The sequence below is a fragment of the Nocardia aurantiaca genome (genome assembly GCF_009708175.1).
Lineage (GTDB): Bacteria > Actinomycetota > Actinomycetes > Mycobacteriales > Mycobacteriaceae > Nocardia > Nocardia aurantiaca.
Genome location: NZ_WMBB01000002.1, coordinates 616,059 through 634,052, shown reverse-complemented (window position 1 = coordinate 634,052; position 17,994 = coordinate 616,059). Strand labels below are relative to the sequence as shown.

General features: G+C 68.2%; 17 protein-coding genes and 1 pseudogene. 5 read left to right on the top strand and 13 right to left on the bottom strand.

The features are described from left to right. Both GLP40_RS06240 and hsaB read left to right on the top strand, forming a co-directional pair. A pseudogene (locus tag GLP40_RS06240) lies at positions 1-141 on the top strand (2,3-dihydroxybiphenyl 1,2-dioxygenase); the annotation flags it as partial. A 29-nt stretch (positions 142-170) separates the two neighbouring features. Further along, entirely contained in the window at positions 171-755 is a 585-nt protein-coding gene (hsaB, locus tag GLP40_RS06235; RefSeq protein ID WP_154786779.1) for a 3-hydroxy-9,10-secoandrosta-1,3,5(10)-triene-9,17-dione monooxygenase reductase subunit, read from the top strand. A gap of 190 nt (positions 756-945) precedes the next feature. Here hsaB and GLP40_RS06230 read toward each other — a convergent pair whose 3' ends face one another. From GLP40_RS06230 to GLP40_RS06210, 5 genes are all read right to left on the bottom strand, one after another. Further along, entirely contained in the window at positions 946-1,878 is a 933-nt protein-coding gene (locus GLP40_RS06230; protein ID WP_154786778.1) for an AraC family transcriptional regulator, read from the bottom strand. A 69-nt stretch (positions 1,879-1,947) separates the two neighbouring features. Continuing rightward, the gene (locus GLP40_RS06225) at positions 1,948-2,874 is read right to left on the bottom strand and encodes an NADP-dependent oxidoreductase (protein WP_154786777.1); all 927 of its coding nucleotides are present in this window, start codon (positions 2,872-2,874) and stop codon (positions 1,948-1,950) included. 609 nt (positions 2,875-3,483) lie between these two features. Then, a complete protein-coding gene (gene dmpG / locus GLP40_RS06220; RefSeq protein WP_328289761.1) occupies positions 3,484-4,548 on the bottom strand; it encodes a 4-hydroxy-2-oxovalerate aldolase in 1,065 nt (354 codons plus the stop codon). A 12-nt stretch (positions 4,549-4,560) separates the two neighbouring features. Beyond that, a complete protein-coding gene (locus tag GLP40_RS06215; protein ID WP_328289760.1) occupies positions 4,561-5,469 on the bottom strand; it encodes an acetaldehyde dehydrogenase (acetylating) in 909 nt (302 codons plus the stop codon). A gap of 58 nt (positions 5,470-5,527) precedes the next feature. After that, entirely contained in the window at positions 5,528-6,313 is a 786-nt protein-coding gene (locus GLP40_RS06210; protein WP_328289759.1) for a 2-keto-4-pentenoate hydratase, read from the bottom strand. 143 nt (positions 6,314-6,456) lie between these two features. On the opposite strand from GLP40_RS06210, the gene kstD reads away from it, so the two are divergent. The 3 genes from kstD to GLP40_RS06195 all read left to right on the top strand — a co-directional run bounded on the left by kstD (position 6,457) and on the right by GLP40_RS06195 (position 10,124). After that, complete coding sequence (gene kstD, locus GLP40_RS06205) at positions 6,457-8,184, top strand: 3-oxosteroid 1-dehydrogenase (RefSeq protein WP_328289758.1); 1,728 nt, start codon at positions 6,457-6,459, stop codon at positions 8,182-8,184. Between the two features lie 276 nt (positions 8,185-8,460). Then, complete coding sequence (locus GLP40_RS06200) at positions 8,461-9,321, top strand: MaoC family dehydratase (RefSeq protein WP_154786774.1); 861 nt, start codon at positions 8,461-8,463, stop codon at positions 9,319-9,321. Positions 9,322-9,776: 455 nt separating this feature from the next. Next, positions 9,777-10,124 carry a hypothetical protein gene (locus tag GLP40_RS06195; protein ID WP_154786773.1) on the top strand — a complete coding sequence of 116 codons (348 nt, stop codon included), beginning with the start codon at positions 9,777-9,779 and terminating at the stop codon, positions 10,122-10,124. A gap of 28 nt (positions 10,125-10,152) precedes the next feature. Here GLP40_RS06195 and GLP40_RS06190 read toward each other — a convergent pair whose 3' ends face one another. The 8 genes from GLP40_RS06190 to GLP40_RS06155 form a co-directional block, all read right to left on the bottom strand. Next, a complete protein-coding gene (locus tag GLP40_RS06190; RefSeq protein WP_154786772.1) occupies positions 10,153-10,698 on the bottom strand; it encodes an RNA 2'-phosphotransferase in 546 nt (181 codons plus the stop codon). A gap of 47 nt (positions 10,699-10,745) precedes the next feature. Next, complete coding sequence (locus GLP40_RS06185) at positions 10,746-11,177, bottom strand: hypothetical protein (RefSeq protein ID WP_154786771.1); 432 nt, start codon at positions 11,175-11,177, stop codon at positions 10,746-10,748. Further along, complete coding sequence (locus GLP40_RS06180) at positions 11,174-12,448, bottom strand: DUF58 domain-containing protein (RefSeq protein ID WP_154786770.1); 1,275 nt, start codon at positions 12,446-12,448, stop codon at positions 11,174-11,176. Before GLP40_RS06180 ends, GLP40_RS06185 begins: the two co-directional genes overlap by 4 nt. Before the next feature lie 7 nt (positions 12,449-12,455). Beyond that, entirely contained in the window at positions 12,456-13,421 is a 966-nt protein-coding gene (locus GLP40_RS06175; protein WP_154786769.1) for an AAA family ATPase, read from the bottom strand. Positions 13,422-13,441: 20 nt separating this feature from the next. Further along, entirely contained in the window at positions 13,442-13,945 is a 504-nt protein-coding gene (locus GLP40_RS06170; protein WP_154786768.1) for a hypothetical protein, read from the bottom strand. Between the two features lie 49 nt (positions 13,946-13,994). Further along, positions 13,995-14,936 (bottom strand): DUF4129 domain-containing protein, encoded by a 942-nt coding sequence (locus GLP40_RS06165; RefSeq protein WP_328289757.1) that lies wholly within the window; start codon positions 14,934-14,936, stop codon positions 13,995-13,997. Between the two features lie 312 nt (positions 14,937-15,248). Then, the gene (locus GLP40_RS06160) at positions 15,249-16,694 is read right to left on the bottom strand and encodes a UDP-glucose dehydrogenase family protein (RefSeq protein ID WP_230329256.1); all 1,446 of its coding nucleotides are present in this window, start codon (positions 16,692-16,694) and stop codon (positions 15,249-15,251) included. After that, positions 16,694-17,842, bottom strand: a complete 1,149-nt coding sequence (locus GLP40_RS06155) for a glycosyltransferase family 4 protein (RefSeq protein ID WP_230329255.1) — start codon at positions 17,840-17,842, stop codon at positions 16,694-16,696. The genes GLP40_RS06160 and GLP40_RS06155 overlap by 1 nt, the downstream gene beginning before the upstream one ends. Positions 17,843-17,994 lie beyond the last annotated feature (152 nt).

Below are 17,994 nucleotides of genomic sequence, written 5' to 3'. Positions count from 1 at the left end.
TCGTTCTACATGAAGACGCCGGGCGGATTCGACATCGAATTCGGTTGTGAGGGACTGGAAGTCGACGACCACTCGTGGATCGCACGGGAATCCACCGCGGTCAGCCTGTGGGGTCACGACTTCTCCGTCGGATTCAAATAGGCGAGAGCGGACAGGGGCGGCAAGTCGATATGACCACCGAGGAATACCCGTTGATCGACGGGCGCAAGTTCCGGAATGTGCTGGGGCAGTTCTGCACCGGCATCACCGTCATCACCACCTTCGACGGCGAGGGCGAACAGCGGGCCCCCATCGGGTTCGCGTGCCAGTCCTTCGCCGCCCTGTCCCTCGATCCGCCGCTGGTGCTGTTCTGCCCCACCAAGGAGTCCCGCTCCTGGGCGGCGATCGAACGCAACGGCAGCTTCGCCGTGAACATGCTCGCCGAGGAGCAACAGCCGGTGTGTGCCCGCTTCGGCTCCCGCGAATCCGACAAGTTCGCCGGAATCGACTGGCAAACCTCGGAACTGGGCCTCCCGGTGCTGGACGGCGCGTTGGCCACGATCCAGTGCACTGTGGACAACGTGCTCGACGGCGGCGATCACTACATCGTGATCGGCCGGGTCCAGGCCCTGTCGGAGTCCACGGACTCCGGCAGGCCGCTGCTCTTCTACCGGGGCCAGTACACGGCCATCGAACCGGAGAAGACGACGCCCGCGCCCTGGCGCGCGGACCTCGAACACTTCCTCACGACCACCACGTTGGATACGTGGTTGTGAAAAGGCTCAGCTCTCGGGGCTCTCGAGGCCTTCATCCCTGAAACCCCTACTGCCCCGGCGATGTGAAGTGCCCCTGTGGATGTCATCCACAGGGGCACTTCGCATCATGCACCGTTGCGGCATGGATATTCGGACGGCACTCGGGAAAGCCCGAGGTCGATCGCCGGGATGACCCGGCGGTACGGATGAGTCAGGCGATGGCGCGGGCCTGGCGACGGTATTGCCCGGGAGCGAGGCCGTATTCGCGCTTGAACGCCTTGCCGAACGCGAACTCGGAACTGTATCCCGCTCGGGCGGCGACCTTTTCGATGGCGAGGTCGTCCTCACGCAGCAGACGGGCCGCCGTGGTCAGCCGCCAGCGGGTCAGATACGCCAGCGGCGGTTCGCCGACCATGGCGTTGAACTTGCGGGCGAAGGCAGCGCGGGACAGGCCCGCATGGTCGGCGAGGGACTGCACGGTCCAGGGCGCGGCCGGATCGCCGTGCATGGCTTCCAGGGCCGGGGCGACGGCCGGATCACGCAGCGCCGCGGCCCATCCCACCGCCCGCGACCGCGGCTGATCCTCGATCCAGGCACGCAGAATGTAGAGCAGCAGCGAGTCGATCAGCGTCGGCACGATGCCGTGAGACCCGATGCGCGGATTGTCGAGCTCCGCGCCGAGCAACTGAATCGCGGCGGTCAGTTCCGGGTGTCGGCCGTGGCGGGCGGGCAGGTGGATCACCTCGGGCAGCTGCCCCAGCAGCGGATGCGGCCGCTGCCCGTCGAGGTGATAGATGCCGCACAGCAGGCTGGTGGCCGGTCCGTCACCGCCGAGCTGCAGCGCGCCCACCGGCGGACGCTGCGTGTACTGCTCGGGCCGGGGAATCTCCGGCGTGGTGTCCGGGTGATCGGCGAGGATATGCCCCGCCCCGTCCCGGACGAACACCACATCCCCGGGGCCCAGGGCGATGGGCCGGGTGTTGTCCTCGGTCGGGTAGAACCAGCAGGTTCCGTGCAGCACGACATGGAACCCCGCGCCCGCCGTCGGCGGCAGCCGCAGCGCCCACGGCGCGCGGCCATCGGTCCGCACCGAGTTCGGCGCACCGGTCCGCATGGAGGCCAACGCCTCGCTCAGCACGTCCATCGCTGCTCTCCTTCACCTCGGACCCGCGCCCTGCGACCCGGATCCCGCTCCGATTATTCGACGCCACCGTCACTCGACGGTCAGCACCACCTTGCCCACGATGTCCCCGGAAGCGACCAGCTCGTGCGCCTTCCCCACCTCCTCCAACGGCAGCGACGCCGCAATGGTCGGCCGCACCTTCCCCGCATCCACCAACTCCGCGATCTGCTCCAGCGCCCAATAATCCGGCTCCACCGACACCCCCGCGAACCGCCGACCGGCTTCCTTCACGGTCTTCTCCAGCTCCGGATTCACGTGCTCGAGAATGGTCACCAGCACCCCACCCGGCTTCAGCACCCGCAGCGACCGCGCGCCGTCGGCCACGGAATCGAAGACGATGTCGACGTCCTTCACAACCTCGGTGAAATCGGTTGTCCGGTAATCGATCACCTCATCGGCCCCGAGGCCCTTCACGTAGTCGTGCTTCCCCGCGCTCGCCAGCGCGATCACATACGCGCCACGAGCCTTCGCGATCTGTACGGCCAGATGCCCGACCCCGCCCGCTGCCCGGTGAATCAGCACCCGATTCCCTTCCCCGATCCCCGCCTTGTCCACCAACCCCTGCCACGCGGTCAGCGCGGCCAGCGGCAGCGCCGCGGCCTCGACATGGCTCAGCGACTTCGGTTTCCGAGCCATCTGCCGCGAGGGCGTCGCCACATACTCGGCGTAACCCGTTGCGGCACGGGGAAAGAACGGCATCCCATAAACCTCTTCCCCGATCTCATACCGCGCCCCCGGCCCCGCAGCCTCCACCACTCCGGAGATATCCCATCCAACCCCGAACGGCGGCTGCCCCAACAACGGAAACGCCCCCGACCGCACCGCCACATCAACAGGATTGACCGCACTGGCCTTCACCCGAACCAGCACCTCCCCCGAAAGCAACTCCGGCTTCTCGACCTCCACAACCTCCAAAACCTCGGTCCCGCCGAAGTTCTTCTGCATCACCGCACGCATCGCCGCCTCCTCCAACGCTGTTCTCGGCTCCTCCGTCGAACCGAACACCGACAACGTTAGACAGGAGATAGAAGACTCTGAATGCCCAAACGTCTCTTGTTTTTGTCCCTACGTATTCATGCGGAGACAATTTCTTGTGAAGCCGGAATCAACCCCTCATCGGCGACGGCTCCGCTGTTCTTCCAACGCGGTCAGATCGACGGCGACCGTCCGCTACGCCTTCCGCGGCCGTGCCGGCGCGACCGATCGACGTCGCACGTCGCAGGTCCGTCGAATCCAAGCCCACGGTGACCGCATGTCCAGCCACACACGAAACCTCGATCGCGCTTGGCTGGCCATCACCCTGGACCCGCGATGCCGTGACGACCTGACCCGCCAGCATCCACTCAGGGGCATACTCGGGCATACCGAGGTAGGCGGTATGCGATTGGAGCAATGGCAATACGAGGTCACCGGCAGCGGTCGGATCTGGTATGCAATCGATGACGAGCAGCGCATCGTATGGGTAACCTCGGCCGGAACCGGCCATCCTCGACAAACCGAGCGACATCGGCATTGAACAAGACTGGGCCGCAACCGGAGTCGGTTGCGGCCCAGTCAGGGCGAGGGTCAGGCGTTGGCGGCCGACTTCTCCTTTTCGCGCTGGAGTTCCAGGGCGATGTCGATGAGCTGGTCTTCCTGGCCGCCCACCAGCTTGCGCTGGCCGGCGCGGACGAGCATTTCGGCGGCGGAGACGCCGTAGCGTTCGGCCTGGCGTTCGGCGTGACGCAGGAACGACGAGTAGACGCCGGCGTAGCCCATCATGAGAGCCTGGCGGTCGAGGAGGCATTCGCTCGGCATGGCCGGGCGGACGACATCTTCGGCGGCATCCGTGACGGCGAAGAAGTCGACGCCGGTCTTGATGCCGAGCTTGTCGCAGACGCCGATGAAGGCCTCGACCGGGAGGTTGCCCGCGCCCGCGCCGAAACGGCGAGCGCTGCCGTCGATCTGGGTCGCGCCGGCGCGGACGGCGTAGACCGAGTTGGCGACGGCGAGGCCCAGGTTCTCATGGCCGTGGAAGCCGACCTGGGCGTCGTCGCCGAGTTCGGCGACCAGGGCGGAGACGCGGTCGGTGACCTGCTCGAGAACGAGGGCACCGGCTGAGTCGACGACATAGACGCACTGACAGCCCGCGTCGGCCATGATGCGGGCCTGCTTGGCCAGGTTCTCCGGCGTGGTGGAGTGCGCCATCATCAGGAAGCCGACGGTCTCGAGGCCGAGATCGCGCGCCATGGTGAAATGCTGGATGGAGACATCCGCCTCGGTGCAGTGGGTGGCGATGCGGCAGATGCTCGCGCCATTGTCCTGCGAGATCTTGATGTCTTCCTTGACGCCGACGCCCGGCAGCATGAGGAAGGCGATCTTGGCCCGCTTGGCGGTCTCCGCGGCGGCCTTGATCAGTTCCTGCTCAGGGGTTTTCGAGAAACCGTAGTTGAACGAGGAGCCGCCCAGCCCGTCGCCGTGGGTGACCTCGAGCACCGGGACACCGGACGCGTCGAGGGCGGCGACGATATCGCGCACTTCCTGCACGGTGAACTGGTGGCGCTTGTGGTGCGAGCCGTCGCGCAGGCTGGTGTCGGTGACCCGGACATCCAGATCCGCGGAAAACGGCTTGAGGATGTTTGAATTGCTCACTGTCGGAACTCCTTACACCCGAGCCGAGATGATCTGGTCAGCGAGGACCTCGCCGACGCGGGTCGCGGCGGCGGTCATGATGTCGAGGTTGCCCGAATACGGCGGCAGGAAGTCGCCCGCGCCCTCGACCTCGACGAAGATCGAGACCTTCGCCATGCCACCGGAAACCAGCGACGGCTCGTCGAACTGCGGCTCGTTGAGCAGCCGGTAGCCGGGGACATACTCCTGGATGGACTTCTCCATCCGGTGCACCGATTCGGTGATGGCGTCGCGGTCGGCGTCCTCGGGGATGGCGCAGAAGATGGTGTCGCGCATGATCATCGGTGGCTCGGCCGGATTCAGGATGATGATCGCCTTGCCGCGCTTGGCGCCGCCGATGCTCTCCACGCCGGCCGAGGTGGTCTTGGTGAACTCGTCGATGTTCGCGCGGGTGCCCGGACCGGCCGACACCGACGACACCGAGGCCACGATCTCGGCGTACTCCACCGGCACCACGCGCGAGACCGCGTGCACCATGGGAATGGTCGCCTGGCCACCACAGGTGATCATGTTGACGTTCAGCTCGTCACGCAGCGAGTCCAGGTTGACCGGCGGAATCACGGCGGGGCCGACGGCGGCCGGGGTGAGGTCGACGGCGCGGATGCCCGCCTCGGCGTATTTGGGCGCGTAGGCCCGGTGCACGTACGCGGAGGTGGCCTCGAACAGCAGGTCCGGCTTCTCCGGCAGCGCCAGCAGCCAGTCCGCGCCCTCGGCTGAGGTCTCCAGGCCCAGACCGCGGGCACGCTTGAGGCCCTCGGACTCCGGGTCGATGCCGATCATCCAGCGCGGCTCGATCTTCTCCGAACGCAGCAGCTTGTACAGCAGGTCGGTGCTGATATTGCCGGACCCGACGATCGCGGCGGTGACTTTGCTTGCAGTCACGGCTTTCTCCTACTCGGTGAGGTCAGTGTCGTTGCGACGCGGTCTGTTCGGGGATCGCTTACGCGAATCCCAGATGGACGGAGCCGAGTCCGGCGAACTCGGCGATGAACTCGTCGCCCGGGCGGGCGTCGATGGCGCGGGTGCAGGAGCCGGGCAGCACGATGTCGCCCGCCTTCAGGCGCACCCCGAAGGAGGCGACCTTGCGCGCCAACCACGCCACCGCGATGGTCGGGTCACCCAGCACCGCGTCCGAGCGGCCCTCGGCGATGACCTCGCCATTGCGGGTCAGCACGGCGTCGATGTTCTTGATATCCAGCTGATCCGGCGAGACGCGCTGCTTGCCGAGCACGTATCCGGCCGACGACGCATTGTCGGCGATGGTGTCGCACAGGGCGATCTTCCAGTCCTTGATGCGGGTGTCGATGAGCTCGATGGAGGGCGCATAGGCGACGGTGGCCTTGCGCACGTCCTCCTCGGTGCAGTCCGCACCGGGCAGGTCGGCGCCCAGGATGAAGCCGACCTCGACCTCCACGCGCGGGTACAGGTACTTGGAGGTGTCGACCGGAATGTCCTCGAAGACTTCCATTTCCGCGAGCAGGTGCCCGTAGTCGGGTTCGTCCACGCCCATCATCTGCTGCATGGCCTTGGACGACAGGCCCACCTTGTGCCCGACCACCTTCGCGCCGCCGTCGAAGCGCCGGCGCATGTTGATGAGCTGGATCTCGTAGGCGTCGACCACGTCGATCTCGGGGTGGCGCAGGGCCAGCGGATCGATCGGAACCCGCGTCCGCTCCGCCGCCTCGAGCTCATCGGCAAGTTCCTTGCGTAGCGCGTCGGTCAGCACGCTGTGTTCCTTCCATCGGGGGTACCGGCCGGTGGCCATCCGGTGAAGAGACTAGAAACTGAAACGAGTTTTTGTGAATAACGTCGCTTCAGCAGTCCCATCTGCCAGACCAACATAGACCAAACCAGGATCGATTCTATAACGTGTTCTACATGACTGATCGGGATTACGACGTGGTGGTGGTCGGCAGCGGTGCCGCCGGTATGTCCGCCGCCCTCACCGCTGCGCACCACGGTCTGCGCACGGTGCTCATCGAAAAAGCCGCTCATTACGGTGGTTCTACCGCGCGATCGGGCGGTGGCGTCTGGATTCCCGGAAACAAGGTACTCAAGGCCGCGGGCCGCGGGAACGACCTCGACGAGGCGCGCACCTATCTGTACAGCATCATCGGCGACGTGGTGCCGAAGGAGAAGATCGACACCTACATCGATCGCGGCGCGGAAGCCTTCGACTACGTGCTCGACCACTCGGCCCTGAAGATGACCTGGGTGCCCGGCTACTCCGACTACTACCCGGAGGCACCGGGCGGCAAGGCGGACGGCCGCTCCTGCGAGCCCAAGCCGTTCAACCTCAAGGTCCTGGGCGCGGAGCGCTTCAACCTGGAGCCCGCCTACAGCAAGGCGCCGCTCAACGTCGTCGTCATGCAGGCGGATTACAAGAAGCTCAACCTGATTCGCCGACACCCGAGCGGCATCGCGCGCGTGCTGCGCGTCGGCACCCGCTGGGCGTGGGGCAAGGTCACCGGCAAGGCGCTGGTCGGCATGGGCCAGGCCATCATCGCGGGCCTGCGCAAGGGCCTGATGGACGCGAATGTGCCGGTGCTGCTGAACACTCCGCTCACCGGACTGGTGATCGAGAACGGCGTGGTCACCGGCGTCGACGCCGAGCAGAACGGCGAGAGCGTCCGGTTCAACGCCAAATTCGGCGTCATCCTGGCCAGCGGCGGCTTCGAGCACAACGCCGATATGCGGCACAAGTACCAGCGTGAACCCATCACCACCGAGTGGACCACCGGTGCGGCCGCCAATACCGGCGACGGCATCCGGGCGGGCATCGCGGCGGGCGCGGACATCGCCTTCATGGACGACGCCTGGTGGGGGCCGACCACCTTCCGTGGTGAAGGCAAGCCCTGGTTCTGCCTCGCAGAGCGGAATCTGCCCGGCAGCATCATGATCAACACGCAAGGTAAGCGCTTCGGTAATGAGTCCGCTCCTTACGTCGAGGCTGTGCACACCATGTACGGCGGCGAATACGGGCAGGGTGAGGGGCCGGGCGAGAACGTGCCGTGCTGGCTGGTGTTCGATCAGCGCTACCGGTCCCGCTACATCTTCGCCGGATTGCAGCCTGGCCAGCGGATTCCGTCCCGCTGGATGGAAAACGACCTGATCGTCGTCGCGCCCACGGTGGCCGAGCTGGCCGAGAAGATCGGCGTACCCGCCGATCAGCTGGCCGCCACCATCGAGCGCTTCAACGGTTTCGCCGAGACCGGCAAGGACCTCGACTACAACCGCGGCGACAGCGCCTACGACCGCTACTACGGCGACCAGACCATCAAGCCGAACCCCTGCCTGAACAAGCTCGAGGTCGGCCCGTTCTACGCGGTCAAGATGGTCCCCGGCGACCTGGGCACCAAGGGCGGCCTGGTCACCGACAACGACGCCCGCGTACTGCGCGAGGACGGCACCGTCATCGAAGGGCTGTACGCCGCGGGCAACACCTCCTCCCCGGTCATGGGCCACACCTACGCCGGTCCCGGCGCGACCATCGGCCCCGCCATCACCTTCGGTTATCTGGCGGCCCTCGATATCGCCGCCAAGGCGAAGAACGGCGCTCCGGTGGCCGGAACGGTGTCATCCAAAGAAGCGTCCTGAACCGTCCCAACCCGGTTCAGGATCGGGTTGGGCGCGAGTCGGGTCACGTCGAGTCCGCGCCCAACCCACCCCGCATGCCCCGTCGTACCGCTCTATCCCGGCGGGGCGCGGACAACTGAACAGCCCGCGCCCGCCGCCCGAACGCTCTTTCCGGCGGCGGGCCGGGAACCCAGACTTTCGAGCGCGCCCGGCGCGCTACCCGGTCAGCGGGCCGGCGGCTTGCGGGGAGGCGAGCCGCGCCGGACCATCGGACGCGAGTGACGAGGAGAACCCTTCATGCCCATCGATTTGAACGTCGCGCTCGGCGCGCAGATCCCGGCGCGCGAATTCAGCTGGTCGGCCGGCGATGTGCAGACATACAACCTGGCGCTGGGCGCGGGCAACCGCTGGACCGACCCGGCCGAGCTGCGCTACGTCGACGACCGCGAGCCCGCAGTGCTGCCCTCCTTCGCGACCGTCGCGCCGTCCTTCCACGAGACCGAGCCGCCGAAGGTGAAATTCGACGGCATCGACATCGATCTGGCGAAGGTCGTGCACGGCAGCCAGGAGATCATCGTGCACCGGCCGATCCCCGCCTCGGGCAAGGCGACCACGGTCGGCCGCATCAGCGAGATCTGGGACAAGGGCAGCAATGCCGTCATCTGGCGCGAGGATGTCGCCACCGGCAGCGACGGCGAGCCCCTGTGGACCTCCCGCTCCTCCATCTTCGCCAAGGGCGAGGGCGGCTTCGGAGGCGACCGCGGCCCCAGCGCCAAGACCGAACTCCCCGACCGCGCACCGGATTTCGAGGTCCTGACCCCCACCCTGCCCCAGCAGGCCCTGCTCTACCGCATGTGCGGCGACCGCAACCCGCTGCATTCAGCCCCCGAATTCGCCCGCAACGCCGGATTCCCGAACCCGATCCTGCACGGTTTGTGCACCTACGGTTTGGTCCTGAAGGCCGCCACCGACACGGTGCTGGCCTCGGATGTGGCCCGGGTCAAGGGTTTCCGCGCCCGCTTCGCCGGCGTCATGTACCCCGGTGAGACCCTGCGCTCCCGGATCTGGCAGCAGGACGGCGAACTCGTCATCGCGGTCACCGTCGTCGAGCGCGACGACGCCCCCGTCCTCGCCGACGTGGTCCTCACCCACTCATAACTCGACACGGGCTTCGCGATCAGGGAGCTCTCACCGCGGGAAATCGGACAGATTTCCCCGGCGGGAGCTCCCTGATCGCGTTGGGCACCCGGTGTGCGGGGCACGGGTCGGGGGGCTACGGCGGGATGTAATCGAACTCTGAGCCAGTGGCGACTCGGCTCTGTGGATTCGAGCGGTCGCACTGCGAGGCGGACCGGATTCGGCCCGGACCGAGACCCGCTGGGTGGCACAACAATCCGGCCATAAGCCCCAAACCGGATATAACGTCAGACGCAAACTTTCAGCGCGCCAATGGGATCGACGATCGGGGAAGTTGCTGAAAGCGGCCGAAATTCGATTGCCCCTGCCCCCGGGACGCACTGAAGGCGTAACCTCTTCAGGCATACGGTAAACATTTAGCTAACCAACTGAATACCTAGCTGACTACAACCGATACCCATGGAGAAGGTGAACAAATGGCCGCCTGGCAAGTGTTCACAGCCACTCTCGCAACGCTGGTGATCATGACGATCACCATCATGAGCCTGCACCACCCCCATCAAGATCCGAACAGACTCTCCGTCGATCGGATCCGTGAGCGAATCATCAAGGAGCACAACGCATTAGCATTGACACCCCGCGACACCTCCGCCTGGTCGCACCTCGCCCCGGATCACCCCCTGGGCGTCCAGGAAGCCCATCGCACCATGCAGCAGCACCGCCGCTGCCCGGTTGCGGAATGCGCGCGCAAAGCCGCGGCATTCCGTGCGCTCGTCGACGCGGGTCGCATCAAGCCGACCCGCATGCCCCCCGCCCTCCAGTAATCGCCCGCGGCGGCCGCATCCGTCCCGCTCAGACCCCGGACAGGTATCCGGGCGGGACGGCGGTCACCAGCCAGACCCCATTGGTGCTGACCCGGAATTCGTACCCGTCGCGGTGCATGCCCGCGGCATCCACCGTCAGCACCACGGGCCTGCCACGTCGCGCCCCGACTTTGACGGCGGTCTCCGTGTCCGCCGACAGATGAACGTCGTGGCGGCGCATGGGCTTCAGCCCCTCGGCGCGAATTCCGGGCAGGGCCGCGGCAACGGTGCCGTGGTAGAGCACATCGGGCGGCGTGGTCGCCCGATACTCCAGGTCAACGTCGACACTGTGCCCCTGACTCGCGCGAATCCGGGTCCCCGTCGCATCGAATTCGAAGCGGCGCTTGTTGTTCCGCGCCACCACCTCGTCCAGCTCGGGCCGCGAGATCGCGCGCCCGTGCCGGCCGAGCGCCTCCAGTAGGAGGGCGACGTCCACCCACCCTGCCGAGTCCAGCTCGATGCCGATCGCCTCCGGGGCGTGCCGTAAATGCCTCGACAGCCGTTTGGAGGTCTTGACCAGTCGCTGTTCTTCCATGGCGCGAGTGAACCAGCCCCGCGGCCCGATTCGAAGCGAATTTCGCCTCAGCCGCCGGTCCGGTCGTCCGCCAAGCCGCGAACCAGCAGGGCGTACAACATGATCACGGTGAACGGCGCGAGAATCGGCACCCAGGTCAGTCCGGCGGGCAGCACACTCGCGGCCCCCGCGGCCACCGTGAAGACCAGCGCGCCCGCCACCGACGGAATCGTGGTCGGCACCACGCCCACCGGGGCCGACACGGTGGCGGTGTTCAGCAGGTAGGTGGTCGCGACCAGCCCGATGCCGCCCGCCACCAGCGCCCCGGTCCCGATCCAGGCCACGGCCGCCATGGCGGCCAGTACGGCCAGCACCGCGCACACCCGCCAGCGCCACCCGGCCACCGCAAGCACGATCACCGGAATCACCGCCCACGGCAGCACGATGGCCACCGCGCCCGCGAGCAGCACCCCGGACAGCACCGCCAGGAACTTGGTCATCGGCGGACCCTCACGGTGCGGCGGTGTTCCGGCAACATGCGCATGACCTGATCGAGGCGGGTGTCCTCCGGCCAGGGCACGATATCGACGCCCACGGTGCCCATATCGCGGTACATGGACGTGCGTTCCAGCTGCCACATGCGCGCGAGGGTGGGGTCCAGGCCGTCACCGAAAGGCGGGCCGCGCAGCACGTCCACTACCACCACGACATGCCCGCGCTTGCGCAGATCGATGAGGGCCAGCGCGAATTGGGTGTCCAGCAGGGTGGAGAAGGCGACGATCACCGCGCCGATGGGGACCGCGGCGTGCGGGGCCAGCGTGCCCTCGGTGAGGATGTGCTCGTCGCCGACATCGAGCACGGCGTCCACGATGCGGTAGAACTGCCGCCGGCCGATATCCGGTCGCAGCCAGCGCGGACTGCGGCCGAGGCACACCACGGCGGTGCGGTCACCGGCCTGGAGCGCGGACTGGGCGACCTGGGCCGCGCCGCGCACGGACAGCTCCAGCGAGTCCGAGGCGGGCCCTGGGGCCTGCATCGAAGTGTCCACCAGCACAACGACATCCGCGGCGCGGTTGGTGAAGCGCTCGGTCACGAACAGCTGCCCGCGCCGCGCGCTCACCGGCCAGTTCACCGTGCGCAGCTGATCGCCCGGCGTATATGCCCGGATATCGGCGTATTCCACACCCGGGCCGTGCCGCCGGGTCAGATGAGTGCCCATGCGTTCGGGAAGTTCCGTGCGCGGCAACCGCATGCGCTGCGGATCGGTGATCGGGTAGACGTACACCTCACCGGCGGGCAGCCGCACCGAGGCCACCGCCAGACCGGCCGGGCTCAGCGCGCTCACCCGCATCGGCACCGGATACCGCCCCCAGCGCGGCGCCGACAGCGCCAGCCGCAGCCCGGCCGGCGCGGTCCCGGAGTCCACTGTCTCCTCGACATGGATCTCCATGCTCGGCAATGGTTCCGGATGCAGCCGCAGCAGCGCGTGCCCGCTCTCCACGAACGCGCCGGCGGTCAGCACCACCTCCTCGGTCTCGAAACAGCGCAGCACCCCCGCCCCGTCCACCTGGATGCGGGTGCGCGACTGCTGCAGCGGCGCGGTGGCCAGCACCCCGAGCATGGGCGCCGCGAACACCACCAGCTGCCACTTCCCCAGCACCACCGCCAGGACCAGCGCGGGCGCGGACACCGCGGCGAGCATGAACACCAACGGCGCCGGCCGCCAGCGCAATTCGGCCTCGACGGTCGTACTCGTGTCGCGATGCTTCATCCGTGCCTCAGGCTTGGGCGGTGGCGCGCGGAACCGGCAGGCGGCGCAGCAGTTCGGAGATCACGTCCTCGCCGCGGATGCGGCGTACCCACATCTCGGGGCGCAGGGTGATCCGGTGGGCCATGGCCGGAATGGCCAGAGCCTTCACGTCTTCGGGCACCACGTAGTCCCGCCCGTGCAGCAGCGCCCGGGCCCGGGCCATCTGGACCAGGTCCAGTTCGGCGCGGGGGCTCGCGCCGACCTCCACCTGCGGATGCCCGCGGGTGGCCGAGGCCAGTGAGACCACGTAGCCGACCACATCCGGGTGCACCGTCACGAATTCCACCGACTGCCGCATCTCCAGCAGACCGTCGGCGTCCACCACCTGCCCGATCTGGGCCGGTTGCGAGCCGCGTTCGAGGCGACGGCGGATCATGTTCATCTCGTCGCTCTCCGACAGGTAGCCCAGCCGCAACTGCATGGCGAAGCGGTCGAGCTGGGCCTCGGGCAGCGGATAGGTGCCCTCGTACTCGATCGGATTGTCGGTCGCGAAGACGATGAAAGGCTGTGGCAGCGGGAAGGTTTCGCCGTCGATGGAGACCTGCCCCTCGGCCATGGCCTCCAGCAGCGCGGCCTGCGTCTTGGGCGGGGTGCGGTTCACCTCGTCGGCCAGCAGCATATTGGTGAACACCGGGCCGCGCCGGAAACTGAAACGGCCCGAATGCATGTCGTAGATGGTGGAGCCGATGAGATCGGCGGGCAGCAGGTCCGGGGTGAACTGGACGCGGGTGAAGTTCAGCCCGAGCGCGGTCGCGAAGGAGCGCGCGATGAGGGTCTTGCCCAGCCCGGGCAGATCCTCGATCAGGATATGGCCCCCGGACAGCACCGCGATCATGATCAGCTGCAGCTCATCCCGCTTGCCGACCACGACCCGGGATACTTCACGCAGCACCGCGTCGGTGCGCTTGATGGTCACGTCCATCGGTGATGTCATCGCATGTCTCGCATCTCATCTCACATGTCCTGCAGTCGGCGCAGGATTTCGTCCAGGGCGGCGCGGCCGGGTGCGCGATTGACCTGATCGCGCAGCGCCGAGTTCGCCGGGTCCACCCAGCGCCACAGTTCGGGCCCGAACTGCAGCTGCCCCGCCACTTCCAGCGCACGCCGGTTCTTGGCCATCCGGTGCCCGCTGGTCAGTTCGAATTCCTTGGCCAGCAGCGGCCGCAGGTGCCGATCCCAGTCGGCACGCGAGCCCTCGGATCGGTCGGCCAGCATCTGCGCGCGCGCCTGCCAGCGGCGCAGCATCTCGACGGGGCCGTTGTCGATGTCGTTGTCGTCCGGTTCGGGCGGGGCGAGCCGGCGCGACCGCTCCACCAGCGACCACACCAGCAGTCCCAGCGCCGCGGCCACCGGAATCCCGGTGAGGGCCACCAGATGTTCGCGCTGATCGCCGAGCGCGAGCAGTTCGAACAGGATGGCCAGCGCCACCGCGCCCACCGTGATCGCGCCCCGGTTCATGGGCGGCCCCCCGTTCGGTCCCGCGGGAGCCGCACTGCGACACAGTTTTTCATACCGCTTGCCCCTGTAGATCGGCCAGCACGATGCGCAGCAGCTGCTCGGCCCGCATGCGCTGCCACTCCAGCATGGCGTGCGGGCTGAACCGCGCCTCCTCGAACAGCGCCACCAGTTCCCGCGCCGACGCGTCGTGCAGGAAGCCGCGATCGAAGGCTCGCGCCAGCACCTCGGACGGGGTGTCGGAGGCCAGCGGCGCGACCTCCCGCGCCTGCGCCAGACCTCGTTCCATCGCGACGTAGCAGGCGATGATGGCGGTGCGCGGATCCTGGCCCGGCGCGATCATGGCCGCCAGGCCCATCTCCGCCACCTTGGCCAGCGAGACGGCCTCGGCGGCGGTGGGCTCCGGCAGCGGCGTGCGCTCCAGCGCGGGCCGGCGATTCGAGCTCACCGCCACCACGACCAAGCCGGTCATGGCGATCAGCACCAGCACGCTCGCGGTGATCCCGACCAGCAGCAGCGCGGTTCCGGTCAGCGTCGGCTCGGGCACCGAGTCCGCCGGAGGCGTCACGGTTTCCACGGGTTGCCGGGTGGCCCCGGTGGCCGTCGCGGAAGGCTGGGAACCGGTCTCGCTCTGTCGGCCCGGCGCCACCAGATACACCGACAGCACCGCGGTCACGACCAGCGCGAGGCCCGCGATCACGATCAGCACCATGAGCCCGAGCCGCCGCAGGCCCGGAACCCGGACCGCGCTCTCGCGATCGGGTTCGGGCATGGACAGCGGGAGCCGATGCTGGCTATTGATCACACCCGCCACCAAAATCACCATCGACACCAGCAGCAGCACCGGCATCAACGCCAGTGACACCGCCGACGACGGATGCGGCGCGGCGGGTCCTCCGGTCCCCGGAATGTACCCGCGCAGTGCGACGACAGCCAGCACCACGAGCCCGATCAGTGCGATCGCCCGCGTTGCCACCGTCCCCACCCCAGTCACGAACACTCCTAACCAGAGTCCAGCAGAAACAGGCACATAGTTACATGCCAAGCGGTTCGTCAGGACCAAAATCGAGAAGCTGGGATCACATACCCGCCGTGCATAAATCCCCCACCAGCACGACGACCTGCGGCAGTCCCGAAAACCCAGGTCATCCCGCTCAACCCCGCCCCCGCCCGCGCAACCCCACTTATCACCATCCGCGAACGGTCCCCGTGCTCGCGACCATACAACGGGATCAGGGAGCTCCGGGTGTGCGTGGCAAGACGATGCGGCACACTCGGAGCTCCCTGATCGTGGATCGGGAGCCGGTCAGGCGGTGCGGCGCACCCTGGCGCGCAGACGGGTCAGCGGCGAGGGAGCGGCAAGGTCGCGAGCCGTGACCGACGGCGTCGGGTAGGGGGTGACCACCGGGACGACGCGGGGCGCGGTCCGGGGCTCGACCAAGCGGCCGAGGGCGCGGAAGTCCCAGCCGGCCGCGAGCCAGGGCTCCGGGTCGAGGGTGTTGCGGGCATCGATGATGACCCGGCCCCGGACCACCGTGCGCAGGAAAGCCGGGTCCAGCTCCTGGAATTCGCGCCACTCGGTCAGATGCAGCACCACATCCGCCTCGTGCAGCGCGGCCGCCGCGGTGGCCGCGAAGACCAGCTGCGGCGCCACCGCGCGGGCCGGACCCGTTGCGGCAGGGTCGAATACGGTCACGTCGACGCCCGCCGCGTGCAGCTGCACCGCCACATCGAGCGCCGGTGAATCGCGCACGTCGTCCGACAGCGGCTTGAAGGCCGCGCCCAGGATGCCGACCCGGCCCGACGGCCGCAGCGCACCGCCGAGCAGACCCAGCGTCTCCCGCACCACGCGCTCCCGCCGACGCAGGTTGACCGCGTCGATATCGCGCAGGAACTCGACCGACTCCCCCGCGCCGAGTTCGGTCGCGCGCGCGATCAGCGCACGCACGTCCTTCGGCAGACAGCCGCCGCCGTAGCCGAGGCCCGCGCCCAGGAACTTGCGGCCGATCCGGTCGTCGTGGCCGAGAGCGTCGGCCAGCAGGGTCACGTCCGCGCCGGTGAGGTCGCACAGCTCGGCCATGGCATTGATGAACGAGATCTTGGTCGCCAGAAAGGCATTGGCGGAGACCTTGATCAGTTCGGCGGTCGGCAGGTTGGTGATCACCACCGGTGAGCCCGCGGCGATGGGCGTGGCGTAGACCTGCCGCAGCGCCCATTCCGCGTCCGGGGTGGTCACGCCGAAGACCAGCCGGTTCGGGCGCAGGGTGTCGTAGACCGCGTGGCCCTCGCGCAGGAACTCCGGGTTCCAGGCCAGGTCCACCGAAATCCCATCCGGCGCGAGCTCGGCGATGCGCGAGGTCAGAGCCTCGGCGGTGCCCACCGGCACCGTGGACTTGCCGACGATCAGGCAGTTGCGGGTCAGGTGCGGCACCAGTCCATCCAGCGCGGAGTACAACTGCGACAGGTCGGCGGCGCCGTTCACGCCGGGAGGCGTTCCGACACACAGGAAGTGGACATCGGCGAACTCGGCGGCCTCGACCAGCGACGTGCCGAAGCGCAGCCGCCCGTCCGCCACATGCCCGGCCAGCAGTTCCGGCAGCCCGGGCTCGTGGAAGGGCACCCGCCCGGCGGACAGCGACGCGGCCTTTGCCGGATTGTTGTCCACGCCCAGCACTTCGAAGCCGAGTTCGGCCATGCCCGCGGCATGGGTGGCACCCAGGTAGCCGGTGCCGATGACGGAGATGCGGAGCATCAGGATGCCTCCTTGGTGGCCGGGACCTCGCCCCGCGCCGAATCGGGCCGCAGGCGTTCCGCGATCACCTCGCGGTAGTGGCGGATGAGCAGATCGTTGACTGCCGCCCAGGACCGGTCGCGCACGCTGCGCACCGCGATCTCCGCGGTCTGTTCGCGCAGCTGCGGGTCCTCGACCAGGCGGCGCACCAGTTCGGTCATGGCGTCGGCGTCGCCGGGCGGGTAGAGGAAACCGGCGCCGGGCGTGATCACATCGATGGGGCCGCCCGACTTGGGCGCGACCACGGGCACGCCGGAGGCCAGCGCCTCCTGCGCGGCCTGGCAGTAGGTCTCATGGCGGCCGGTATGCACGAACACATCCAGCGAGGCGTAGGCCGCGGCGAGTTCCGCACCGTGCAGCACGCCCAGGAACTCCGCGTCCGGCAACAACTTTCGCAGCCGCTTCTCCTCCGGGCCGCCGCCCACCACAACCAGCCGCACGCCCGGCAGCGGGCGCAGAGCGGCGAGCAGCTCGAGCTCCTTCTCCGGCGCGAGCCGCCCGACATACCCGACCAGCGTTTCGCCATTGGGAGCCAGTCGCTTGCGCAGGCGCTCCGACCGCCGGGAGGGCCCGAACTGCTGCAGGTCGACCCCGCGCGGCCAGCGGCCCAGCCCCGGAACGCCCATCAATTCCAGCTGGCGCAGGCTGGCGGTGGAGGGCGCGAGGGTGCGGTCCACCCGCAGGTGGATGCGGCGGGTCAGCGCGGTCATGGCACGGACGCCGCCGGGGAGGTCGTAACGCAAGGCGAAACCCACCAGATCGGTCTGATAGATGGCCACGGTCGGGATCCCGAGCTCGTTCGCGACCTTGGCCGCCTGATAACCGAGCGTCGCCGGCGAGGCGATATGCACCACGTCGGGCCGGAATTCGCGCATGATCTTGCGCAACCGGCGGCGGGTCTCCAGCCCGATCCGGAAGTCCCGGTAGAAGGGCAGCCGGGCCCCGCGCACCACGTGTACACGGAACCCGGCGTATTCGCGCGGGCCGGTCGGGGCCACCAGCGCGGCCTCGTGTCCCTTGGCGGCCAGGTGATCCAGTACTCGGCGGACGGAGTTGGTGACGCCGTTGACCTGGGGAAGAAAGGACTCGGCGACGACCAGCACCCGCAATCGGGCGCTTTTCCGGATATGGGGGCTACTCGGTATGCTCGGGTTCCGCGGCGCGGAATCCCTTGCCTGCTCGCGGATTCGCATCGTTCCCCTCCGGTTCGGTGCTGCTCCTGACGCCACGGTAGGAAGCGGCCCGCAACGCCAGACCCCCT